This window comes from Jejuia sp. G7-7, from assembly GCF_055808955.1.
Genome location: NZ_JBVVSZ010000002.1, coordinates 463,535 through 488,876 on the forward strand (window position 1 = coordinate 463,535; position 25,342 = coordinate 488,876).

The 25,342-nt window shown below is 32.8% G+C and carries 18 protein-coding genes and 4 pseudogenes; 2 read left to right on the forward strand and 20 right to left on the reverse strand.

Annotated elements, in window-relative coordinates; translation table 11 throughout:
* Positions 1 to 73 precede the first annotated feature (73 nt).
* The 7 genes and pseudogenes from AC0L5U_RS12340 to cyoE all read right to left on the reverse strand — a co-directional run bounded on the left by AC0L5U_RS12340 (position 74) and on the right by cyoE (position 5,332).
* On the reverse strand, positions 74 to 601 hold the full coding sequence (locus AC0L5U_RS12340; RefSeq protein WP_473416702.1) for a DUF420 domain-containing protein: 528 nt from the start codon (positions 599 to 601) through the stop codon (positions 74 to 76).
* Positions 594 to 1,339, reverse strand: a pseudogene (locus tag AC0L5U_RS12345) (SCO family protein). The gene AC0L5U_RS12340 and the pseudogene AC0L5U_RS12345 overlap by 8 nt, the downstream one beginning before the upstream one ends.
* Complete coding sequence (locus AC0L5U_RS12350; RefSeq protein ID WP_473416703.1) at positions 1,326 to 2,042, reverse strand: hypothetical protein; 717 nt, start codon at positions 2,040 to 2,042, stop codon at positions 1,326 to 1,328. The pseudogene AC0L5U_RS12345 and the gene AC0L5U_RS12350 overlap by 14 nt, the downstream one beginning before the upstream one ends.
* Positions 2,043 to 2,109: 67 nt before the next feature.
* Positions 2,110 to 2,490 (reverse strand): cytochrome C oxidase subunit IV family protein, encoded by a 381-nt coding sequence (locus AC0L5U_RS12355; RefSeq protein ID WP_473416704.1) that lies wholly within the window; start codon positions 2,488 to 2,490, stop codon positions 2,110 to 2,112.
* A gap of 52 nt (positions 2,491 to 2,542) precedes the next feature.
* Positions 2,543 to 3,532, reverse strand: coding sequence for a cytochrome c oxidase subunit 3 (locus AC0L5U_RS12360; RefSeq protein ID WP_473416705.1), 990 nt, complete (start codon positions 3,530 to 3,532; stop codon positions 2,543 to 2,545).
* Between the two features lie 324 nt (positions 3,533 to 3,856).
* Positions 3,857 to 4,437, reverse strand: a pseudogene (locus AC0L5U_RS12365) (cytochrome c oxidase subunit 3).
* A gap of 1 nt (position 4,438) precedes the next feature.
* Positions 4,439 to 5,332 (reverse strand): heme o synthase, encoded by an 894-nt coding sequence (gene cyoE / locus AC0L5U_RS12370; RefSeq protein WP_473416707.1) that lies wholly within the window; start codon positions 5,330 to 5,332, stop codon positions 4,439 to 4,441.
* Between the two features lie 120 nt (positions 5,333 to 5,452).
* On the opposite strand from cyoE, the gene AC0L5U_RS12375 reads away from it, so the two are divergent.
* Both AC0L5U_RS12375 and AC0L5U_RS12380 read left to right on the forward strand, forming a co-directional pair.
* A complete protein-coding gene (locus AC0L5U_RS12375) occupies positions 5,453 to 6,328 on the forward strand; it encodes an MBL fold metallo-hydrolase (protein WP_473416708.1) in 876 nt (291 codons plus the stop codon).
* 134 nt (positions 6,329 to 6,462) lie between these two features.
* A complete protein-coding gene (locus tag AC0L5U_RS12380) occupies positions 6,463 to 6,720 on the forward strand; it encodes a hypothetical protein (RefSeq protein WP_473416709.1) in 258 nt (85 codons plus the stop codon).
* Here AC0L5U_RS12380 and AC0L5U_RS12385 read toward each other — a convergent pair.
* The 13 genes and pseudogenes from AC0L5U_RS12385 to AC0L5U_RS12445 form a co-directional block, all read right to left on the reverse strand.
* Positions 6,717 to 7,022: an S-adenosylmethionine decarboxylase gene (locus AC0L5U_RS12385; RefSeq protein WP_473416710.1), complete on the reverse strand. Its 306-nt coding sequence runs from the start codon at positions 7,020 to 7,022 to the stop codon at positions 6,717 to 6,719. The genes AC0L5U_RS12380 and AC0L5U_RS12385 overlap by 4 nt on opposite strands.
* A 10-nt stretch (positions 7,023 to 7,032) precedes the next feature.
* Positions 7,033 to 7,872 (reverse strand): spermine/spermidine synthase domain-containing protein, encoded by an 840-nt coding sequence (locus tag AC0L5U_RS12390; RefSeq protein WP_473416711.1) that lies wholly within the window; start codon positions 7,870 to 7,872, stop codon positions 7,033 to 7,035.
* Positions 7,835 to 8,590 (reverse strand): hypothetical protein, encoded by a 756-nt coding sequence (locus AC0L5U_RS12395; protein WP_473416712.1) that lies wholly within the window; start codon positions 8,588 to 8,590, stop codon positions 7,835 to 7,837. The genes AC0L5U_RS12390 and AC0L5U_RS12395 overlap by 38 nt, the downstream gene beginning before the upstream one ends.
* Positions 8,590 to 9,489 carry a DUF350 domain-containing protein gene (locus tag AC0L5U_RS12400; RefSeq protein WP_473416713.1) on the reverse strand — a complete coding sequence of 300 codons (900 nt, stop codon included), beginning with the start codon at positions 9,487 to 9,489 and terminating at the stop codon, positions 8,590 to 8,592. Before AC0L5U_RS12400 ends, AC0L5U_RS12395 begins: the two co-directional genes overlap by 1 nt.
* Before the next feature lie 6 nt (positions 9,490 to 9,495).
* Positions 9,496 to 10,200 (reverse strand): DUF4178 domain-containing protein, encoded by a 705-nt coding sequence (locus AC0L5U_RS12405; protein WP_473416714.1) that lies wholly within the window; start codon positions 10,198 to 10,200, stop codon positions 9,496 to 9,498.
* A 21-nt stretch (positions 10,201 to 10,221) separates the two neighbouring features.
* A pseudogene (locus tag AC0L5U_RS12410) lies at positions 10,222 to 12,316 on the reverse strand (gliding motility protein RemB).
* Positions 12,317 to 12,450: 134 nt separating this feature from the next.
* Complete coding sequence (locus tag AC0L5U_RS12415) at positions 12,451 to 13,245, reverse strand: energy transducer TonB (RefSeq protein ID WP_473416716.1); 795 nt, start codon at positions 13,243 to 13,245, stop codon at positions 12,451 to 12,453.
* A 289-nt stretch (positions 13,246 to 13,534) separates the two neighbouring features.
* The gene (locus tag AC0L5U_RS12420) at positions 13,535 to 14,182 is read right to left on the reverse strand and encodes an energy transducer TonB (protein ID WP_473416717.1); all 648 of its coding nucleotides are present in this window, start codon (positions 14,180 to 14,182) and stop codon (positions 13,535 to 13,537) included.
* Between the two features lie 134 nt (positions 14,183 to 14,316).
* Entirely contained in the window at positions 14,317 to 14,676 is a 360-nt protein-coding gene (locus tag AC0L5U_RS12425) for a VanZ family protein (RefSeq protein WP_473416718.1), read from the reverse strand.
* 5 nt (positions 14,677 to 14,681) lie between these two features.
* Complete coding sequence (gene gcvH, locus AC0L5U_RS12430; RefSeq protein ID WP_473416720.1) at positions 14,682 to 15,062, reverse strand: glycine cleavage system protein GcvH; 381 nt, start codon at positions 15,060 to 15,062, stop codon at positions 14,682 to 14,684.
* Positions 15,063 to 15,125: 63 nt separating this feature from the next.
* Positions 15,126 to 22,369, reverse strand: a pseudogene (gene sov, locus AC0L5U_RS12435) (T9SS outer membrane translocon Sov/SprA).
* A gap of 6 nt (positions 22,370 to 22,375) precedes the next feature.
* Positions 22,376 to 22,957 carry a Holliday junction branch migration protein RuvA gene (ruvA, locus tag AC0L5U_RS12440; protein WP_473416722.1) on the reverse strand — a complete coding sequence of 194 codons (582 nt, stop codon included), beginning with the start codon at positions 22,955 to 22,957 and terminating at the stop codon, positions 22,376 to 22,378.
* Positions 22,958 to 23,040: 83 nt separating this feature from the next.
* Positions 23,041 to 25,332, reverse strand: coding sequence for an NADP-dependent malic enzyme (locus AC0L5U_RS12445; RefSeq protein WP_473416723.1), 2,292 nt, complete (start codon positions 25,330 to 25,332; stop codon positions 23,041 to 23,043).
* Positions 25,333 to 25,342: the final 10 nt, after the last annotated feature.

Sequence of the window (25,342 nt, forward strand, 5' to 3'; positions counted from 1 at the left end):
ATTGGGCATTACTCTTTAAAAAAAGAGCGTAAAAAAATAAAAAAGAGTATTCTACTTTTCATTATATATAAAGTTATACATAATAAGGGGAAATCATAATAAATACAATTACTCCTGTAATTGCTACATACAACCACAATGGAAATGTAATTCTAGCTATTTTTTTATGCTTTTCAATATTATTGGTTATTGCCCTTACATAAGTTATCAAAACAAAAGGTATCACAGCAACAGATAATAGAATATGGGTTATTAAAACAAAATAATAGAATAAACTATAACCACCTTCATAACTTGTTGAATCACTTGTCATATGGTACGCTATGTACATTAACAAAAATAATACTGATAATATAATAGCAAACTTCATTAAACGTTCGTGCAATTTTATCTTTTTATTTTTGATTGCAATAAATGCCAATACTAGAACAAAAGCTGTTACAGCATTAACAGATGCATAAATAGGAGGTAAAAAAATAGGCAATTCTGCATCTATTTTAATCCCAAAAAGTGCTGCTACGGCTAATGGTATTGCTATCGATAAGATAACAATTAGCTTATTATACTTTTTCTCGTTTAATAATTCTTTTGAGTTACTCATTAAGCAATTTTTTAATATCCTGTTTTAAAGCGCTAATTTGTTCTTTTACGCCCTCATCATCCGCTTGTTCTTCTTCTGAAATGATACCTCTGTAATATATAATTGGATTACCATGTTCATCTTTTCTAGAACGGATAAATCCATTTTTATCAATCAATGCAAAGTTCCCTGAATGTTCAAAACCACCTTCTACTTCTGAATTTTCGGCAGCGTAAATATAAAACCCTTCGTTTGCCAATTTATAAATCGCTTCTTTAGTTCCGGTCAATAAATTCCAATTGGGGTTTGTAATACTGTATGTTTCAGCATATGCTTTTAAGACTTCAGGAGTATCATGTTCTGGATTTATCGAAAACGAGGCTACGCCAAAATTCTCAAAATCCTTAAAGGTATTTTGAATTTGAATTAAGTTGGAATTCATCCTCGGACAAATAGTAGGGCAGGTTGTAAAAAGAATTCTATAACGTATACTTTCCCTTCGTAATCTTTGTTTGTAATGAGTTTTCCATCTTGGTTGGTAAAACTAAACGCTGGCACTTTTCTTTTTTGGCCGTTGTTATCAATAAAAACCAAATCTGAAAGCTTCGTTTTTTCAATTTTTGGTTTTTGGTCACTTCTACTTTCTTGTCTAGAAATATCGCCATCACTTATCCTATCTACTATTTTAGGTATAAATAAAATACCAAACACCAAAATTACGAATGCAATCCCTATGTATGAATAATTAGTTTTCTTCATCACTTCCTTTTAAATCGTCAGACCTTCTCTTATCAGAATTAAAATCTCCCTTTCGCTTTTGTCTGTATTCTGTAAATAACACACGTAAATCTTCGGCGGCTAATTTATTTTTTAGTTCAGCTACTTCAATACAGCTGTAATAGTTCATACTGTAAGCGGGTTTGTTTTTACCTTTTTCATTATCATCTCTGGCATCAATCCTACCTCGCTGATTCAAATCGGTATCTACAACAAAAATCTTGTCGGTAGATAAGTTAGCATCTAAACTAAAATCATGTTTTAAACTTCGGAATGTATTTTGAATATCCTGGTCTTCTAAATGCACGAAATGCCAGAATCTTAAATCTTCGTAAGATGCAATTTCCTTGAATAATGCTTCGGCTTCATCTTTAGCATCTTTTGCAACAACTACAACAACTTGAAACTTTTTAAACCCCTTGAACTTATCGTAAACAATCTCTTTAAGGTTTAAGGCTTCAATAGAACGTCCCATAGGGTGCTTTCCAAAAAAAGCCAACACCGTTAAATGCTCTTTTAATTTTATATCAGAACTAGATTCTGGAAGAATTTCTATAACATCAGACTTTACAATATCTAAGGTCTCATAATTCTCTGTAGATATGGACATAATGAAAACAAATGCCACAGGTAAAAGAAACAAAACTGCTAAAATTAAATTCTTTTTGATTGTTTTTTTACTCATTCTGCAAAAATAAAAAAGGTGGTTATAAAAACCACCTTAATTGTATATTTTTAACACTAATAGTATTTTAAAAATCTCTTTTTATATAACCATCATCATATACATCAAACACGTAACCGCCTTCTTGTAATAAAATAAAAATTAAATATAGAATTAAGAAAATAGCAGTCCAAACCACCATGCGTCTCAGCCCTTTTGTTTCATCACGCATGTGCATAAAATCCCAAGTAATGTAATAAGCTTTTACAATGGTTAATATGATGAAAATCCAGTTTAAAAGCTTCATACCTAAAAAAGAACCCATTAAAGATTCTGGTTTAAGGATACCTAAAGCAACCTCTATAATTGTTACAAAAGTTAAAAACGCTAATACACCCCAAATTTTTTGAGTGTTAGACTTAAATTTCCAAAGTCCTCTAAATATTTCTAATTTATGTTCGTGTGCCATTTTATAATCTTTTTAAATCCCAATAACTTGGAAAAAACTCTTTTCTAAATAATTAAACTAGGTAGAAGAATGTAAATACAAATACCCAAACTAAATCTACAAAGTGCCAGTATAAACCAACTTTCTCAACCATTTCATAGCTTTTACGTCTTTCATAAGTTCCTAAAACAACGTTAAAGAAAATAATGATATTGATTACTACACCTGAAAATACGTGAAATCCGTGAAACCCTGTAATAAAGAAAAAGAAATCAGCAAATAACGGCGAACCATATTCGTTTACATGCAAATTCGCACCCTCTACAACCAACTTACCATTTTTCATGATTTGGTCAACAGATTCGGCTCTAGACAATACTGTCTTTTCACCTTCCTCATTAATAATTTGGGTTCTTACTAATATATCCTTGTTGGCTTGTAACCCATGTACCACTTCATCAACAGTATAATTCGGCAATGTACCTTCATTAACAAACCAAAGTCCGTTTTTACGTTCGTGTATTACACGTTCTCCATGCCCGTCTACCGCAAAATCTCTTACAGCAACACGTTTAAATACTTGTTCTCCATCAACATCAACATACTGTCCAAACTGTAAAATATTACCACCTTTAGTTTGTACAGCACCGTAATCTCCTTTAATAAATGTATTCCACTCCCATGCCTGAGAACCTACGAATATCAAACCACCAATAATGGTTAAAAACATATAAATTGTTACTTTACTCTTATTTAAATGATGTCCAGCGTCAACGGCAAGTACCATTGTTACTGACGACATAATAAGCACAAACGTCATAAAAGCCACATAATACATCGGCGCATCTACACCGTGTAAAAATGGAAAGTGTGTAAACACCTCATCGGCAATTGGCCATGCATCAATAAATTTAAATCTTGAAAAACCGTAAGCTGCTAAAAATCCTGAGAAAGTTAAAGCATCCGATACAATGAAAAACCACATCATCATTTTACCGTAACTCGCCTGTAAAGGTTGATTTCCTCCACCCCAAGCTTTGCCTTCTGCTACTGCTGTACTCATATATTCTGGTTAGTATACCATTTAGTTTGTAGTCTAAAACAAACTAAAATCGTATTGTTAAAAGTTGCACAAAAATAATCAATTTATTTTTCTAATAAAATATACCGCTTTAAAAATTAATGGTACTTGTATTTCTATTTGGGCGTTACCTACATTCCGTACCAACAAGGTTAGAAAAAAACCTTGCAGGAGTCACTACGGTCGGGCTTTCGGCACTCGCTCCCTCCTATGGTCGGGGAGCTTCAACAAATACCTCAATCCCTAACGCACTTATCTGCTAACACCGCTACAAACCAGTATTTTAAGAGCATATTTACTGAGTTTTTACCTCACAAAATAAAGAAACAAGAACAGGTAAACCCATAATATATCTATAAAATGCCAAAAGGTTGCAGCCAATTCTAAACCTAACATATTATCCGGACTGTACTTTTGTTTAAAATGATTATAAATTACAATCAATAAACAAATTAGTCCAACTGCAACATGTAAAATATGAACAACAGCTATTAAATAAATGTAAGACATAGTTACATTACTGGTTGGCCCAGTAAAATTATAACCTAAATCTATAATTTGCTGAAATCCAGAAAACTGACTCAAAATAAACACAACGCCTAAAATAAGCGTGATAAACAACCAAAGCGATGTCGCTTTATGTTGTCCGTTTTTTAAAGCCTTTTTTGCTAAAATAAACGAGATACTACTCAAAACAATTACAATTGTACTAATTATAAAAGCATTTGGTAGCACAAAATCTTTCAACCAATCTGGTCTAGAACTGCTTACTACAAAAGCACTTGTCCATCCTGCAAAACTCATAATTAAAGAAATGATACCAAACCAAAGCATCATTTTTTTAGCTCTACTATTTTTTCTTTTACTGTACCTTGAGTTAAATCCATTTTAACCTAAAAATTTATCTATAACGTATACTATTTGCACTAATGAAATGTAAGATACACTTACTATCATTAATTGTCTTGCAGCCTTTTCAGTCATCAATTTAAATAATCGAATGGCGTAATACAGCATCCATAATCCTAAAAGAAAAACAACTATTGCCGCAATAACAGAAAGTTGTAATCTTCCTGTAAAACCAAAAACAGGTATAATAGAAACTACCAAAGTCCATATAGTATACATAATGGTTTGTACCGCAGTACCTTTATCTTGTTTTCCAGTAGGCAACATGTAAAAGCCACCTCTTTTGTAATCTTCATACAAAAACCAGCCAATGGCCCAAAAATGAGGAAATTGCCAGAAGAACTGCAACGCAAATAACGTCCCTGGTTCTATACCAAAATCGTCTGTTGCAGCAACCCAACCTAACATAAATGGAATAGCTCCCGGAATAGCACCAACAAAAACTGCCAATGGTGTTTTTGTTTTTAAAGGTGTATAGACACAAGTGTATAAGAAAATAGAAATAGCACCAAACATAGCGGTTTGCTTATTAATGCTGTATAAAATAACAATCCCTAATACCGTAAAAATTGAAGCGATTATAAATGCTGTGGTAACCGACATACGTCCCGCAGGAATTGGTCGGTTTTTAGTACGGTTCATCAACGCATCTAAATCCTTTTCTATAATTTGATTGAAAGCATTAGAAGCACCAACCATAAAATAGCCACCAAAAGCAAGTAACACCAAAGTTTTATAATCTACAGTTTCAACACCTAATAAGTAACCCGCTAGCGAAGAAAATACCACACTTAATGCCAAACGCATTTTAGTGATTTCTTTAAAATCTGTAATTACCGAAGGTGCTGCTATTGAGGATTTTGTACTACTCAAAGTTTAACGTGCTTTACTGCTTTTTAATGCGAGTGCAAAGATAGGTCTTAAAACCTATTTGAGCAATCTTAAGTGTATTTTTAATATCTTTAAGCAACTTAGCGACCTAATCCAAAATTTATGAGACTTTTAAAATCGTTTACCATTCTATTTTTCTTTTTAATTAGTCTTTCAAATTGTGCTCAAGGTAGATTTGACAAAGTAAACATTGAAACCATAAAACTTACAGAAAACACTTATATGCTTATTGGAGCAGGCGGCAACATTGGCATCTCTATTGGAGAAGATGGGGTTTTAGTAATCGATACACAGTTCGCCCCTTTAACACCTAAAATTATAGCAGCCATTAAAAAATTGAGTAATAAACCTATTAAAACTGTCATGAATACACATCACCATGGAGACCATACTGGTGGAAACGAAAATTTTGGAAATCTTGGTGCTACTATTATGGCACATGAAAATGTAAAAAAGCGTTTAAAAGAAAAAAGTCCTGAAATAGCTTTACCAGTAATTACATTTAATGACAAATTAACGGTACAAATGAATAGCGAAGATGTTATGATTATTCATGTAGATAATGCGCATACTGATGGAGATGCCTTATTATACTTTACAGAAAGTAATGTATTGCACACAGGAGACACTTATTTCAACGGACGCTATCCTTACATGGATTTAAAATCTGGAGGAAGTGTTGATGGCTATATAAATGCTGTAAAAACAGGATTAATGTTGGTTGATGAGAATACAAAAATAATTCCTGGTCATGGTAAATTATCAAATAAAGCAGAATATGAAACATTTTTAAAGATGCTAGAATCTGTAAAAGCCAATGTTTTAGCTGAAATAAAAAAAGATAAAACTGAAGATGAAGTGGCGGCTAACGAAGCGATTACTAAAACCTACGATGATTTGGATTATGGATGTTGTTTTATTTCTTCTGAAAAAATCAAGAGGACTTTTTATAAGAGTTTTAAAGAGCATTTAGAATAAATAAAAATTAATGAATGAATAAAATAAACAACCTTATTATAGTAAAACTGATATTTACACTATTGCTTTTAAATTCTTGTAATAACATTAAGACTAATCATTATGAAGATTACGTTGGCAAGGAGATAAAAAAAATGATAAGTGCTCCTAAATATTCTGATTATGCCGGATATCAATTTTTTGATTCAAAACCTAGAGTTTTAACAGGTATAAGATTAATATATAAAGATAGGATGATTGAATTATACGTATCTGATTTTAATCATGTCAAAGCTTATAATTTGGAAGGCAATTGGGATTTCAAAAAAGTAATTAAGGAAAAAATATCACGCATTATAATTTATGACAATGAGGACAACGTCATACACGATTCGCACAATTTTGCAAATTAGAAGTCCTTTTTTAACAAGAACATTTTAAAAACCTCCAACTTCCTCTCATTACAACTACTTATCTGAATATAACTTTTGTTTTTTGAAGGAAACGTATGGATTGCTAAATGACTTTCTGCCAATACCCAAACACAGGTATAACCCTTTACAGGGAAATAATGCTCCACGAAATTCACAATTGTGAAGCCTGATTTAAGTAATCTATCTTCAAAAGAAGTTTTAAGATATTCAATGTCAGTTGAAGTTACCCACTCTTCATAATGAAACATTTTTGCTTCTATGTCTATATATTTTTCAATCACATTTAACTATTTAGTAGGTATCCCAATTTCCTTTTTCATAATAATGATACAATACTGGATTACTAATTTGATTAATTTCAATTGAATCTAATACTTTTTTCTGATAAAAATCTTTTCCAAAAGATGTTATCAATTGCATGCCTTCTTTATTTAGCCACTTAGTTGATACTTTTTTAGCATTAAAATCTTGCAAAATTGAAAGCATTTTTTCTTTAGGCATCTCTTTTTTAATGCCAACTACCCAACCCCATTCTCCCATTGATAACACTTGATTATGCAATGGCAATGTTGTAAAATTAGCATTCTGAATGGTTTTATCAATACATTTGTATGCAAAAGGTGTGTAATATGGACTTCCTGCTTGTGTGATTAAGCCTCCGTTTGGTGTTAATCTTAAATTACACATATTGTAAAACTCCTTTGAGTATAATCTGGATAACTCAATATTTCTCGGATCTGGTAAATCCACTATAATTAAATCGTAAAACGAATGGTCTTCATTTATAAATTGAAATCCATCTTCATTGATTATTTCAACTTTTGAATGTGTTAAAGACTGTTCATTTATTGCCGCTAAAACAGGTGTATTTATAAAAAGATCTGTTAGTTTTTTATCTAAATCAACTAATGTGATTTTTTCAATTGCGTCGTATTTCAAAAGTTCTCTAACCGCACAACCATCCCCTCCTCCTAAAACAAGTATATTTCTGGGTATTTGCAATAACTGCATTACAGGGTGCACCAACACTTCGTGATACATAGGTTCATCAAAAGTCGAAAACTGTAAATTATCATTTAAATACAGCCAATAATCATTTTTCCATTTGGTAACCACTATTTTTTGATACATAGATTGCTCCTGAAACACTATTTTTATCCTTATACTTCTTTTGCTCTCCGTGCAGAATAATAGCATTCGAAAACGTAATACCTAAAATCAACACTCCAACAAGCAGTATTGAAGCTATTGAAAATAATTTTTGAACTTTAACTTTTAATTCATTTTTAAAAAAGTAAAGTAATAAAATAGCAACTATCAAATTTATAAACCCTAAAACAAAAGGCGTATAGGTTAAACCCAAATACGGTAAGCCCACAAAAACGAAAAACAAACCACCCACTAAACTACCATAGTAGTCTTTTTCTAGAATATTGGCAACATTAAGTTTTAAAGATTGGAATTCGTCATTTAATCGCATCGCTAAGGGCAACTCCATCCCTATTAAAATTCCAGTAATAATTGCCATGGTATAAATATAGATACCAATGTATTCTATAAACGAAGCAAAATAATAAGTACTTACCGCCGAAAAAGAGACAATAAGGGACAACGCAAATTCTGTTAAAATAAATAGTTGAAATACATTCCCATTAAAATATTTGGTAATTCTACTACCAATACCCATACTGAAGAGCATCAAAGAAATGATGATAGCCCATTGCTTTACAGAATCTCCAACAAAATAAGTAGACAATGTGGCAAAACAATACTCTGCTACAATACCAGAAAGACCTGTTGCAAAAAGCCCTAGAAAAAGTAAAAGTCGTTTCTGTTTTGCAGAAGCCATCAAATACAATAACTAATTAATACGGCACTACCTATATAAGCAAATGCTTCAATTAATGCCGCACCTTGATTTGGGATTTCTTGATTAACAATTTCATCTGTTAAACTACTTTTTGGTAAAACAATTTTATCTACAAACAATCTTGAAATTGGTAGCAAAATCAACCCTAACCCTAAATAATACAATACATTTTCAAAAACCAACCACCAAGAAACTATATCTCCCTTTATAGCTTGCGAATATAAATATGCAACAGAAATAAAAATACTTGCATACACAATCCCAACTGCATTATTATCTTTTTCAATTTCGTTCAATATATTATATCTAGATATTTTCTTGTATACACTCAAAAAAACAAAAAGTATAATTTGACCAACAAGCCAAAAGCCAACTAAGGTTAAAAATCCAGAAAGGTAATGTCCAGTTTCTCCTAAACCTGAAAACAAATTGGGGGATTTTCCATGTATTGCACCATATATTATTAGACCTGAACCAATAAAATTAGCTGCTTCAATAAAACCTGTGCCTTTATTTTCATCTCTAATAATCTCTTTATAAAATTTGAATTGCTTCGCAAAAACTACCTTTTCATTAAATACTGAAGAGATAATTAATAATAAATTACCAACCAAACCATAGGATATCACTAAAATAGCATCCTCAACATATCCATAAGACTCGCCTTGAATTACACCAATAAAAATAATAAGTACGCCTATAAAATAACCTGTAGTTAGTATTGAAAAGGCAACATTATCCTTGTCGGTCAACTCCTCATCTATATCAATTTTTCTATTTCTAAGCTTAAATAACGTTCTTGAAATCACAAAAAGCAAAAAAAACATCAAGATGTAAAATAATGTTTCCCCAATCCAAAGTAAAGTGTGTTTTTCCATATTTAATTATTTACCAAAACCTCCAGAATTCCTACCTCTATAATAGCCATTTGAACGATTCACTTTTGTAGAATCATTAGAATATTGAGAATTATCATTCCAAGAATTTCTTCTATCACATTGTGTAACCAACATCATAACCAAAAAGAACAAACCGAAAATAATTACTTTTATATATTTCCAAATAAAATCTAAAATTGGTGTAGCACCTAAAGCACCTAACTTCTTTTCAACACGAGTAATATCATTGTTTTTAATTGGTACTCCTGTTGACACTTCGATTTCATCATCCCAGAACTCTAATGCCAAAAATTTAGAATCATCTGCATTAGTATATTCTAAACAGTTTACTTTCTCTGTTTCAAAATCATATTTACATATCCCATCATTACGCTCATCAAATTCATAATCAACACCTTTATACGAAATATTTTTTGGAAATCTTGCGCTACCAATTTCAACATAATCGCCAACAATATTTTGGCTTTTCTTTAGAAAACTGTGCTTAGGTTCTTTAGTCCAGAAAGAAAATAACTCTTTATTATTCTTGCCAAATTCAATTTCTAAATACTTAATAGTACCTCTATCAGACTTTACCTTATACTCGTTAGTTTTTGTACCATCATCCCACTTAATTTTGTATACTTCAGTAACTTTCCATTTTTTATTTTGAAAGTAAAATGTGTAGCCCTTCTTTAAATCAATAGACATTTAGTGTCAGTTTTAAATACATTAATTATCAAAATACCAATTAAACAAATCGGTTCTAATCCCAAAATTTAACCAAACTGTATTATTTTTAAAGGTAGTTACTGTTGTAGCTTCTGGGTTAAAATTTCTAACTGTTATATCCGTAAATAGTTTCATGTTAGATGCAGGGTTTATCAAATAACCTGCTTTAAGGTTTGCATAAAAAGACTTGGTTTTAATGCCTTGACCTACTTCTACACCAGTATCAAAAGGTCTATCGCCTTCAACACGATAAATATCACCTCCATAATTAAAGTTATCTGTACCGTTGTTGAAATCTAATCCTCTATTTCCGAAGATAACCTTAGCATCTGCAATCCATCGTTTGTAACGATAGCGACCAATGAATATCACTTCACTAAAATTAGCGCCCCATAAATGCGCTAACGGTTGATTATTATGTGCATAATTCAAAACAATCGTGTTATGCGAATACGTGTATGGTCGCACTCGGTTGTACTCAAATTGCAACAACAAATTATCCACTTTAAAGGCGTTAAAATATTTTACCCCTAATTGATACCCATATTTATTTTTCCAGCTTTTTCGCCGCCTTTAATATCGCCTAACGAAAATTCGTCTAAAATAAACTGCCCATATAGATTCACATTATCATTCCACTTGTACTTTGCGGTAGCTCCTAATAATGCATTTCCTGCACCTTGACCAGTTTCAAATTCTATGGCACGGTAAAAAATAACTGGGTTTAAATAATTCACATCAAAACCTCTATCATTACTATTGGTCCACAATACAGATTCAAACAACCCTAAATTAAAACGTTTTGAGACATTCCAACTTAAATAATGGTTGGCAATGTATTTGGTTAAAAAAGCCTTATCCTGCACTACTTCATCACGCACGTCTTTCATCCACATAAATGTATTGGTATACTTTATTTTCCAAAACTTAGTATTTAGTTTTAAAAAAGGGTGCGGACTGGTAACATCGCTTACCAACAAAGAGCGATAGCCATCGCCTATAAAGTTTTTTCCATGTCCGAATTGCACATTCAAAAATTTAGCTGGTGAATACGACAAATACGCTTCAGCAACTGGGTAATCGTAACTATCTGTTTTAAAACGTTTAGCTATACCTCTACCTGGTATAATAGCGGGGTCTGGCCCAAATGCTTTTAAACTTTCAGCGTATCTATTGACATAATCGGCAAAACGACCTTGGCTTTCAAAACTGTGGTATAAAAATTAAACTTTTTGCCCAATCCACCTTGCACCATAAATCCTCTGGTATTGTTGTAAGTTGAACCGCCTTCTGAATCACTTCCTGTTTGTAAATCAAAAATAGGGTCGATGGTGAACCAATAATCTTTACCTTCCACCTGCACTAAATGTTCATTCCATAATTTTTTACCTGCCCATGTTTCGGCATCTTTAGTGAGGGACTTCCGTTCTACCTCAAAATCATGATATTTAGAAACCTCATCATATAAAAATGGCTTTGATGCCGTGTGGCTGTTAGTGCCTACCAAATTCATAGCACGATCAAATCGAGCATAATCACTATGTGTAAACTGAATATTTAATTGGCTTGATAAAGCTTTATTGGAATATGTTGTTAAAGTTGCATTTACACTATCAAATTCTTGTTTTGCAGCAGCTTCTATCTTTGAAATTTCATTGTCTTTTGATAAATCACCAGAGTTTATTGGCTTATAGTCTTCTAACGGAATCTTTATAGGCATTGAATACTGCTTATAAGTATGTCGTCCATTATAGGTTGCTGGAGTTATCTTTGGAAACAATCCAAATACACGTTTTGCTTCTTCTTTTAATTCCTTATACATGGCATCCACATACATAACCCGAAATTGTCCTGTTGTATCAACTTCAAACAACACAACAACTTCTCCTTTGTATTTTTTATCCAATACATTCTGAGGTACTTTAAAATTCTTTGAAATCAGTTTGTACACGTTAATATCAAAACAGTTTTGTAATGAATCTATGGAAACACTCGAGCATTCTGGAAAAACTGGTGGTTTTTCATAAAAATTTGTGTCTTGGGAAAAGGCTTGAAACTGAATTAAGAAAAGTAGAAGGGCTGTAAACTGCTTCATATGATAAGATATGATGTGTTTTTGGGTTGAAAGATAGTATATTTTACGAAGATAATGGTTGCTGAATTGTACACCAATAAAAAAAGCCATTATCCTTTAACAGATAACGGCTTATTGCATGCTAAATTATAATATTACTCCACCATAAAAATAATAGGAAGCGTATACCTAACACTAACTGGTTCATTACGTTGTTTTCCAGGTTTCATTTCTGGTATTTTATTAACAACACGTTTTGCCTCTTCTTCCAGTTTAGGGTGTGGTGCTATGGTTTTAATACCAGTTACATGTCCTGTTTTATCAATTTGAAATTGAACATCGATACGTTGTTTACCCGTTAAACCATAATTTGAAGCAATATCACTTCCATTGAATTTTCGTTGCACCAATTGTGTGATTTTATCAGACATACATTTTTTCTTTGCTGGATTTGTCTTTTTCTTTTCACATCCTGGGTAAACAGGAACATTTTCAAGATGTACAAAATCTACAATAACATCTTCGGGTTTTTCAATTTCAAGTGCACTATCATCAAAAGGTGCATCAGAAGTCATAGTTTCAGAAGTTTCAATTTTTAAAGCCTCTTTCATGATATGATCATCTTCTACAATTTTGGGCTCATCTATTAATAATACCTTTTTTACTTCTGTTTTTGGTTTTACCTCTGTTTTTGGCTCTTCATAAATCTTGAAATTTTCGATATCTACTTCAAAATTATCTACCAATACTGGAGTCCCTTCCGAATAGTTTGGAATGTAAGTTTCAAATTGCATTTCTAATAAGCCAAATGCAGCCAATAAACACACAATTAGCCCAACTTGAAAATAGAGCGTGGAGTTTTTTTGTAAATTTGCATCATGCTTTTGTGATTGTTTCACGGTTTGCTCATTTTGCCGAATGAGTTCGTGAGATTGTTTTGAATTTTTCATTTGTTGTGATTTTTTTAAAACTACAGTCAAATGTAATTCACATCACTAATGTCTTGTTTCGCATGCAAGAAAACATATGTTAGTGTATGCGCATTTCATGATATAGTTAAAATGTTAATATTATGACAAAAACACAATAAGCATACCAAAAATAAATCCCGTAACACTAAATGTTACGGGATTTTAAAATTTCACTCAAATTACTTAATTATTTTTTTAGAAAAGATGTTAAACAAAAACCCCGAAGCAATGCTTCGAGGTTTATATATTTATTTGCGTAGACGTCTGTCTAGTCTTGCACTTGGAAAATAATAGGCAGCGAATATGGCGCTGTTACTGCTTTACCACGTTGTTTACCTGGCTTCATTTTAGGCAGTTGTCCAATTACACGTTTTGCTTCTTTTTCTAAACCTGGGTGTGGTGCTCTAGCACGAATACCAGTAATACTACCTGTTTTATCAATCTTAAAAATAACATTGATACGCTGTCTTCCTGATAGTCCTAATTCACTTGCCAATTCAGTATTAAACTTTCTATTCACAAATTTTGAAATCTTATCAGACATACATTTTTTCTTTGCGGCATTATTACCTTTTTCACATCCTGGAAAAACTGGTACGTTTTCAATAACCGCAAATGGCACCTCGATATCTTCATCTACAGCTTCAACCTCTATTTCTTCAACTTCAACAATCTCAGTTTCCTGATCTACCTCGGTAGACTCAATTACAGTTTCTTCCACTTCTTCTTCATCTTCTACAATTTCAATAACTTCTGGAGCTGCAGGTGGCGGAGGTGGCGGTGGTGGTGTTACTATTTGTTGTGTTAATGGAATTTCCTCTTCTAATTCTTCTTCCATATCTACCATTCCAATATCAATATCAGACTTATCATAGGTCTTGTAATTGATAGCGTAATTTGCTAAAAATAGCATCAATGCTAAACCAATGGCGAAATACAGAGAACTGTTTCTTGCTACGTTAGCTTTCGGATTTTTTAGGTTCCATAATTTTATCGTTTTTCCAGATTGCTAAAATAACCACTTATTTGGCAAAAAAGCAAGCCTTTTTATTAATTTTTAACTTGTATTCTATGTTTTAGTAATACTACCAGACTTGTTATTAAGGCTCCTAAACTGTTTGCAATAGCATCGTAAACATCTAAAGACCTTTTTGTGGTTAAGGTTCCTTGTAGTACTTCAATAATTATACCAAAAACAATTGCTAAAATAGCTGCATACTTTATTGACTTATTTAAAGTGAAATTATATCTATACCTAAATACAATATACCACAACAAGCACATTACAGCATACGCCAAAAAATGAAAAATTTTATCACTATGGTCTACCCCAACATCTGGGACATTTTTAAGATGTATTAAACTTACAGTAGCTAATGCAATTGAGTAAGGTAGTGCAAAAAAGTGCATATCGCTTAAGCACCAATAAGCGTTTTATAATCTTCAGCAGACATTAAACTATCTATTTGAGAGGCATCAGAATACTTCACTTTAATCATCCAACCAGCACCGTATGGGTCAGAATTTACATTTTCTGGTTCATCTTCTAAACCTTCATTAAATGCAACGATTTCTCCTGATAATGGTAAAAATAAATCTGAAACTGTTTTCACAGCTTCAACTGTTCCAAAAATTTCATCTGCATCTAGAGTTTCGTCTAAAGTTTCGACCTCAACATAAACGATGTCTCCTAATTCGCTTTGTGCAAAATCGGTAATACCAATAACAGCTAAATCGTCTTCGATTTTAATCCATTCGTGGTCTTTTGTATATTTTAATTCTGATGGAATATTCATTGTAGTTGTTTAAAAGTTTTCACAAATGTATTTATTCAAAACTACATTTCAAACAGGAATGTGTTAATTACCAAAATTATAACGTAATGTAAATCCTGAGCGAATGGTTGTTTGCGGAAACGCTGTAGAAATCGCGTATTCTGCAAAGGCATAATCAAAATAGAAAATACCTGTTAAGTTTTTACTAAAAGCATAATCAGCTGAATATTTTAGCCCCCAAATAGTCTGCCCTGAAGTAATTTGATTATTTTCTAAATCTAGATACCTCACAATAGTTTTGTTATCTCTCACAGAGATATCTGCTTTCATATTTAAATCACTTACAATTCGTTTTTTCGGCCCCGCCATTTTAGATTTTATACGTACATCCTTAATACGGTATCCTAAACCAATAGCATATTCATTTCCTAAAACTTCAGTTAGTAAGTTGTTATCAAAACTCAAAGAGAGTAATCTATCTTTTTTAATTTCAGCAAGAATTTTGATTGAATTTTTCATTTCAAAATCTAATCGCACTAACGGACTAAACATTTCTGTTAAATTAATATTACTATATAGTCTTTCATTTTTATAATTACCTGATTGATCTTTAGTCTCGGGGATTTGATTATCATAATCAATACTAAAATCTGGAGATGTATAGTCTAAATTAGTTTGAAACTGATTGATGTTATAATTTGAACGATAACCATGCGTTATAGAAAAACGTTTAAAACGCTTTTTAAACCATTTAAACTTCATAAAACCTGTGTACTTTAAGTCCCAGTTTGGGATAGGCACACTTCTAAAAGCATCAAGCTTTATCCCTCCTGCATCTTGACCGCTATAAGCCGCTAAAAAGGCTGGTAACAATACAGCTTGACTATTTTTTCCAAAACCTCTAGGAAAGCCTTCAGCATCAACATCGTTAACATCAGCACCGTTTGCAGCAGCAACGCGCCTTGCAATAAGCAATCGATTAGTTCTAAAATCGTTAAATGCATCCGAACCTGTTTCATCACTTTTACCAAATGCGGTTTTTATTAATATGGTAGAAATATTGAAGTTTCCAAAGGTGTTTGGTGTAAGACTAATATATTCAGAAGTAGTTTGGTCTACTCTAAAATTCTCAGCAAAATTTTCAAAATAGGTTTTATTTCCAGTAATATCGATCTTTAAATTTCTAACAGGCTCTAAGCTTGCAGAAATATCTAATTGCTCACTATGAGTTTGTGTAAATTGTTGGTTAAACTCTTGGAAAGACGTTAACCATCCTCTTCGAGCAGCTTCTTGCCTAACATCACTTTGACTACCGAAGGTAAAGCCTAATGTAGGTTTTAAAGTCCCTACAAAACCTGGTGTTCGCGTATAACCTGGCAAAAACGTACCATTATTTTCAGAATAGTTTATTTGAACACGTTTAATACTGGTTAAGATGTCAATCCCAGCATTAAGCCATTTAGTACCTTTTTTATTACCACTTTTAGGTTTTGTAACTTGTTTTGGTTGAGTACCAGGAGCACCTGGAGTTCCAGTTGCTCGTGTTCTTGTTCTTACAGTTCGTGTTGGTTTTTCACCAAACCTATGTGTCGGTAGAAGCGATTCATATCTAAACTTGTGTTTAAATTATGAGTGTTAGAGTTTTGAATCGAGTTACCAATATCATAAGAATTACCATCACTTCCAGTAATATTACCAAATAAATCTGAACCTTTTTGCCATTGAAAATCGCCATTATATTGATACGTAGCATCAATAAAACTAAAGGTTGGTATTTTATTTAATGGCAATTGATAAGTAATACCCAAGCTTTGTGTTTGTCGGTTAGGGTCTCCAATGTCTAGAAAACCGTCCCAAACATCTAGTCTTTTGTCTTGTTCGCCAGCAATTAAATCATCATTTAAAAAATAGTTTCTTACTATATTGTTGTTGGCAGCAGTAAAGTTTAATTGTAATGCCTTAGTTAAATTATAATTAACGGTGTATTGAAAATCGAAGGTATAGTTTCTTCGGAATAATTCCTCTAAGCCAATATTACCTGCTGCTAAATCTACTTCTCTAAACTTTTGACGATTAAACTGTCTGTTGATATCTGAATTTATTGCAAAACTTGTAGGCAATAAATTAAAATTGAATTCCTTTAAGAACTTCCAGTATTTACCTGTAAATAAAGAATCATTTTTCTTAAATGGCTCAATTGTTACAGGGTTAAAGTTAAAGGCATAATTAGCGCCAGCTCTTACTGTTTTATTTACTGCGTTTTCTATTTCGAAATCGCGATGCTCTACTTTGTTGTATGAATAATTAAACGTGAAATTTTCAACATCGTAAAAACGTGGTGTTTTTTCTGTGGTTCTATTTTTTCTAACACCTATAAAGTTAATACTTTGTCGTCTGGTATAATCTTCTGATTGTTCTTTTATGGTTTCTCTTTCGGCATCATCAGCAGCAGCATCTAGACGATCATCTAATTTTAAATCTTTATAAAATTGATCGAATTTTGGCGTAATCAACTCTTCACTTTGCGCATAGTTAAAAGGAATTTGCACTCCCCATTTTTTTGGCAACAATTGCCCAACATTTATATTGGTTACAACATCGTATTGTTTAACGTCTTCTAATGCACGTTGACTTGGCCCTTGCTCGATAGTACCAAACCCAGAAGTACTTTGTCTCCCTGTAGCACTAATATTTGCAAAATCTGCTAAATTAGTATCTACACTTAATACTGCAGCCCATCCACCTTCGTTATCTAAATCTGACAAACGCAATTCGTTAAACCAAACACTAGCACAGGCATCATTCAATGTGGCATTTTTTACACCTACCATTAAAGTTCTTACATCTCCAAAATTAGGATTTCCTTTTACAGCAACACGTTGCTGGCCAGTAACATAACCCGAAAATTGATCATTCACAGGCAAAACCTCATCACCAACAACATCATAAAAAGCAGGAAAACCATCTGTTAACGTACCATCGGAAATACCTTGTGCTTTAATTTTGCCCAAAACATCGATTGATAAATTAATTTCATTTTCTAAAGGCCAAACATCTCTTCTATCGATTGATCCATTAGGAGATTTAACCAAAGGTATTTCAATTTGATAGTAGTTGTCATTTAAATCATTACCAATACGAATAAATCCAACTAATGGTTTAGATGGATCTGTATCAGTAAAACCTCCCTCATCATCTTGTGCATGTAAAAACATTCTTAAACGTTTGTACTGACGCATATCTATGTTAATGTTTTTGAAAACAGCTCTAGAATCATCTGTTTCTAAATCACAAACATTAACTACCAGAGATTGCTCATTTTGCCTTACAACGGTATTGTTATTAAACAGCTGTTCTGGTTCAATTCCTGGTGGTCTTACATATGAGCCTTCGTTATCAATGGTGCCTACAATACCTACTGAAAAATCGGTATTATCATCAGATGGGTCGTCATTATCCACTTCTAAAGTTTGATTGTAACGTCTCCAATCACTTCTAACTAAATCTAAAGTTCCAAAACGAAATACTGTATTTTGAGTAAACTCTTTTAAATACGTTCTAACAAAACGAACCGAACGAAAATCAGTAATTCCGCCAACAGCTTTTGTACTTTTAGTTACTGGAATTCTAAACAAATACCATTTAGGATACACTATATCTCCATTTTCAAGCACCCTACGATTATCTTCACTTTGTGCTTCAACATTTTTAGTATCCACAATAAATTCATTGTTTAAATTTAAAGTAGCTGGTGTGATATCTAATTCATATTCAAAATAACTATCAATGGTGTTCATAGTGTTATCTCGATTAATATCCTCTACATCAGGTTGTGTATTTGCACTTCTATCTGTATCAGTAAAGGTATCAGGTGTATTTCCTTCAACACCGTTGTATTGTTTGTAACGCTCAAAAATATTTCCATCGGTATTTAAGAAATAGGTGTAATTATCCTTTGATGGATCTTCTCCAAAAGCACTTCCAAATTCAATAATTTCATCTAGATCACTATAGCCATCATAACCTACATCTTGATTAGCACGTTCTTCTCCAGTAGTATCAAATGCATAAATCAATGATTGATTAAGAGGTACAATTGAACCCCATAAAGTTGGGTTTTGTTTTAGTATAGATATATCTCCATCATTTGGCAAACCATTTTCATATAATTTTTTACCATCTTTTATAACATCTTCTGAGATATTTCCTAAGTTAAATACTAACTTACCACCTGTATTTGAAGGGTTTTCCTGAAACGGATCTTGCAACCAAAACTCAATATATTCAACATTTGCCTGTTCTAAATCTGTTGAAGTTAATTGTCTGGTAATACCTGCCCAACTTTGGCCTGGATTAGTTAAAACACCATTTTCACTTCCAGGTTGAAAGTTGTAGGGTCCACGTTCTGTAGGATAGTAGGCTAAATCTAAAGTATTCAATACAGAATTTTGCCCCTGTACTAAATCCTGTTCTGGAAATAATTCATTTATAAATACACGACTGGTATATAAACTTGATAAATCTTCATCTGAAATACCATCTGGACGTCTTACACTATAAAATATTGGATCAATAACATACCAATTCAAAAATGCCCTACCATAACCATTTTGAATTCCATTTTGATCATCGCCAGGAGAGTTTGTTAATTCTTTTGGTCTACTAGATAAAAACCAAGATTGTTGCGCTTTTAAATCAATGGCATTTTGTGTACCTTCAAAATCGTCAATATAAGATGTTGCTTCTCCATTTAAATTTGTGCCTTTTGGAGCACCTGGCGCTAAATACGCAAATTCACCTCTTAATGAAATATTAGAAGGCACATCAGTATCTATATTTGGTAATTTATTGACCAATCTAGTTAAAAAAGGGACTTCAGAAGAAAAATTCCCGTTGAAACCAAAAATAGTATTGTTTATGGGTTCTGAACCGTAGTTTGCTTTTTGTGTAATTGGGCGTTCATTCAAGTTTAAAAGCGTACCGCCTATAACAAAATTATCATTAAACTTATGTTCAACGTTTATGCCTGTAAAACGTTTTGTTTGCTGACCAAATACTGCATTGTTTTCGGTAGAAACTTGAATTGGGGTATTTGAAGCCTTAAGAGCTTCATCTAAAATTTGTACACGACCCAATTGATAATTTACTGTATAATCTACACCTTCTACCAACACACGGCCACCAGCAGTTACTCTTACCGAGCCTCTTGGTACATTAAATGCTCCAATAGGAATACCATCACCTCCCGAAGATTTGTAACGACCTTTTAATTTGAATTTATTTTTTTCAGCTTCTTCTAAAGCAGCGATTTTGGTGCTTTTATAAAGAATATCGTAAACGTATTTTTCTTGATTTGGGTTGGTATAAATATCCGCTTCATAATTACCCGGACTATTAGGATCATCTAAAACATCAAATAAATATTTACCAAACGGTTCTGCTTTTGTAAAGATTATTTTTCCATTTTGAGGTTGCACCGTTATGCCAGGCACGAAATCGAAAAAACCATCACCATTGCCTTGAGGGTCATTATTAAAATTCAGCTTATCTAAATTGAAAAGCCGCAATAATGTTGTTTCTGAAATTTCTTTATCATCACCAGTTATTGTTGGCGTATGATTGTCAAATTGAGGAAATGATGTACCATCAACAGGGCTAATAAAGTTTAATGGGGATGCTTCATTATAAAAGATATTCAATGTAAAATCATCTTGACTTAAATTGAAAGCACCTGTATCGTAGATGTTTTTCATCATTAAATCCCAAATTGGTTGCTGTACATTTGTAATGCTACTTTTAAGCATTTTTAAAACCAAAGCTTTATTGGTAACAGCAGTTACTTGCCCTTGTGCATTTGTATCAACTTGATTGGGATTTACACCATCATTGGCAAATTCACCTACTTGAAACACTTTCCCTGCAACTGTAAATTGATAGGCTACAGCTAAAACCTCATCAGCATTTAAGCGTTGGTTTAAGGAAATGTAACCCAACTCCGCATTAAAAGTATATTCTTGACCATTGATTAATTTTCTGGCGTTTTCAATTTTACCGTAATCTGATCCTTCATTAACACTACCAGATTGCGTTCCAAAACCAGTTTGAGCTGTTGCAATATCACGAATAGCTTCTGTTAATATTGAACCAGAACCAATTGTAGTGGGATCAAAACCATTATTTCCATTATCTGGAAAAACACTAAAATCTGGACGAATAAAACCAGGTGGTAATGGGTCTATATATATGTTTTCAGGAGTAGACTCCCCTAAATCTTGCAATGCAACTACGTTTCTTACGTTATCTGTTCTGTTACTTCTATTTGTAATGTAAACTTCTAAACGGGTAATTTGCAAGCCTCGGTTATTGATAAATGGATAGTTTCTCAACGATTCATCATAAGTATCTCTAAAATATTGTGCTAAAAAGAAGTGACGGTTTTCATCATAATCTCTAATAAAGAAGTCAAATTCTTCTAAAGTACCGCCACCTTGGGCAACTACTGTATTGGCTTGCGAGCGTTGTTCGGAAAAAATACCTGTTACAGTAGTTCTACCAAATTGTAATTGCGCTTTAACACCAAACAAACTTTGAGCTCCAGTAATTAAGGAACTATTTAATGGCATATTTACATTACCAACTTCAATTTTTTGAATGATATCATCCTCGGTTGGAGCGTATTCTAATTTAACAATCTGTTGAAAATCGAATGTAGACTGGGTATCATAATTGGCATTTACTTGCAGCCTTGTACCAACTTTACCTAATAAACTTAAGCTAATGCGTTGGTCAAAATCAAAAGTAAAATTACTTCTATTTCTAGGCGAAAACGTAGGATTATCTTGCCTTGAAAACAGTACTCCCAAATCCATTTCCACAGAACCTTGAGGTACAACTTCTATGGTGTTACTTCCAAAAATAGACTCAAAAAACCCTGAGTTTACATAAAATTCGGGTAATAAATTTTTTTGTTGGTCTGCTGCACCATCTTTCTTTCCATCAAAAGCATCAATCTTTTCTTTGTAGTAATTTTTTAGATTTTCTTTAGCAACTAAATCCTTAAATTCTTTGGGTGTTAAAATTACGGGATAATTAATATTGAACTCACCGATTTTTTCGGTATAAATATATCTGTCCGTAATAGGGTCATACGTATATTTAGACTCTATGCTATTAGGCCTAGCGGTTTTGATTGTTCCCAAACTAAATCCTGTTTTTACGGAATCTTGAACAGGCTGTTGAGACCATACAGATGCCGACAAAAGTAAGAGGGCGATTAGGGCAAAATATCTTTTAATCGATTTGTAATAGCTATGGTTAGTTATAGTCAAAATCTTTTATAAGTTTTTTAAAGCTTGTTTTATAATGGTTTCAACAGTAGCATCAGGTTGTGTTATGATAACTTTATCAACAACACGCTCTGCTTGCTTTTTTGCAAAACCAAGAACTTCTAAAGCAGATAACGCTTCATTTTTGTTGGTATTGTCTTTCGAAACCGAAACTTCATCTATATCGTAAATCTTTAAAATTTTATCTTTTAAATCTATAATGACACGTTGTGCAGTTTTTGCTCCAATACCCTTTATTGATTGAATTAAAGCTACATCACTAGAAGCAATACCTTCTCTTACCTGCTTTGGGGTTAATGAAGACAACATAGTTCTTGCTATGCTAGCACCAATGCCACTTACAGAAATTAACAATCTGAATATTTCGCGTTCCGCTAAAGAAGAGAATCCAAAAAGTGTATGAGAATCTTCTTTTACTTGAAGATGTGTGTACAACTTTAGGCTTTCTTTGTCAGGTATTTGAGAAAAAGTATGTAACGATATATTTACCAAGTAACCTACGCCATTGCAGTCTATCACTACATCAGTTGGATTTTTCTCAATAAGCTTTCCTTGTATATGTGTAATCATTTTAAATCCCTCTTGATATACTCAAAATAATTAGGCTTTCGGTATCAGCCAAATGTAATGAAATTATTTACGTTTCAATACTATCAAATCTCTTTTTCTAAATGCCATAATTCCTTATGTTGTGCATCAATTACAGCTATTGCAGTCATATTTACAATTTCATCAACACTAGCATGTAATTGTAGAATATGAACTGGTTTATTCATTCCCATCATTATTGGCCCAATAGAATCTACTTCATTTAGCTCTTTCAATAATTTATAAGTGATATTTGCCGAATCTAAATTTGGAAAAATTAAACTATTAACTTTTCTACCTGCCAATTTAGAAAAAGGGAACTGATCTCTTAACATTTCATCATTTAAAGCGAAATCTGTTTGTAATTCACCATCCACAATCATCTCAGGATAATTTCGATGTAACAAAGCAACCGCTTCTCTAACTTTTGATGCTCTATCATTACTAGACGATCCAAAATTTGAATACGATGTCATTGCCATTACAGGCTCAAACCCAAAAGTTTTAATCACTTTGGATGTCATTATCGCAATTTTAGCCAAATCTTTAGCAGTAGGGTCAATATTAATGGAGGTATCACTTAAAAATAAAGGCCCTCTTTTTGTCATCATTACGTTTGTAGTTGCAATACGCGTTGCTCCTTTTGCCATTCCTATCAACTCTAGCATTGGTTTTACAACAGCAGGATAACTACGGGAGTAACCAGAAATTAAGGCATCTGCATCACCTTCATTCACCATCATCGCAGCAAAGTAATTGCGTTCTCTCATCAAACGCTTCGCGGAATAATACGTAACACCTCTTCGTTTACGTTGTTCCCAATACACCTTAGCATATTTATTTTTGCGCTCATTTTCAGCTTCAGTTTTTGTGTCAATTATTGTAATATCAGCTTCAAAATCAATTTGCTCCATCAATGATTCAATGGTTTCTTTTCTACCCAATAAAATAGGAATAGCAATACCCTCTTCATAGGCTATTTGCGCCGCTTTTAAGACGTCTAATTGATCAGCTTCAGCAAAAACTACGCGTTTTGGGTTTAACTTAGCGCGATTTAAAAGCAACCTTACTAACTTGTTATCAGATCCCAAACGCTCTCTGAGTGTGTTTTTATATTTCCCCCAATCTTCAATTGGTTCTAATGCGACACCACTATCCATAGCTGCTTTTGCAACAGCTGGTGGTACTTCAGCTATCAATCTTGGATCGAACGGTTTTGGTATAATATATTTTTTTCCAAACGCTAAACGGGTTTGTCCGTAAGCAACATTTACTTGTTCTGGCACAGGTTCTTTAGCTAATGCCGCCAAAGATTTAACCGCAGCCATCTTCATTGCTTCGTTAATTGCTGTAGCACGTACATCTAAAGCACCTCTGAAAATAAAAGGAAAACCTAGTACATTATTTACTTGATTTGGATGATCGCTACGTCCTGTAGCCATAATAATATCATCTCTAGTATCTATAGCTAATTGGTATTTTATTTCTGGATCTGGATTTGCCATAGCAAAAACAATAGGATCTTTTGCCATAACTTTCAACATAGCAGGCGTTACAATATCTGCCATAGACAAACCAATAAACACATCAGCATCTTTCATAGCTTCATCTAAAGTGTCAATTTTTCTATGAGTTGCAAATTCTGCTTTTTGAGATGTTAGATTTTCTCTATCATCTCTAATCACTCCTTTACTGTCTAGCATTACCATATTTTCTCGCTTTGCACCACAAGACTGATACAAACGAGAGCACGATATAGCTGCGGCTCCAGCACCACTAATAACTATTTTTACTTCTTCAATATTTTTATTAATTAACTCTAAAGCATTTATTAATGCTGCGGCAGAAATTATAGCCGTTCCATGCTGGTCATCATGCATTACAGGAATATCCAGTTCTTCTTTTAAACGTCTCTCAATTTCAAAAGCCTCAGGTGCTTTAATATCTTCAAGATTAATTCCTCCAAAAGTTGGCGCTATGTTTTTAACGGTTTCTATAAAAGCATCTACATTTTCAGTATCTACTTCAATATCAAAAACATCTATATCTGCAAATATCTTAAATAGCAAGCCTTTTCCTTCCATTACAGGTTTTGAAGCTTCGGGACCAATATTCCCTAATCCTAATACTGCTGTTCCGTTTGAAATTACAGCAACTAAGTTTCCTTTAGCAGTATAACGATATGCATTATTTTTATCTTTTTCAATCTCCAGACATGGCTCTGCTACACCTGGAGAATAAGCTAAAGATAAATCTCTTTGACTTGAATATTTTTTTGTCGGTACAACTTTTATTTTTCCTGGAGTAGGTTTTGCGTGATATATAAGTGCCTCTCTTCGTTTGCTTTCTTCGCTCATGATAATGGAT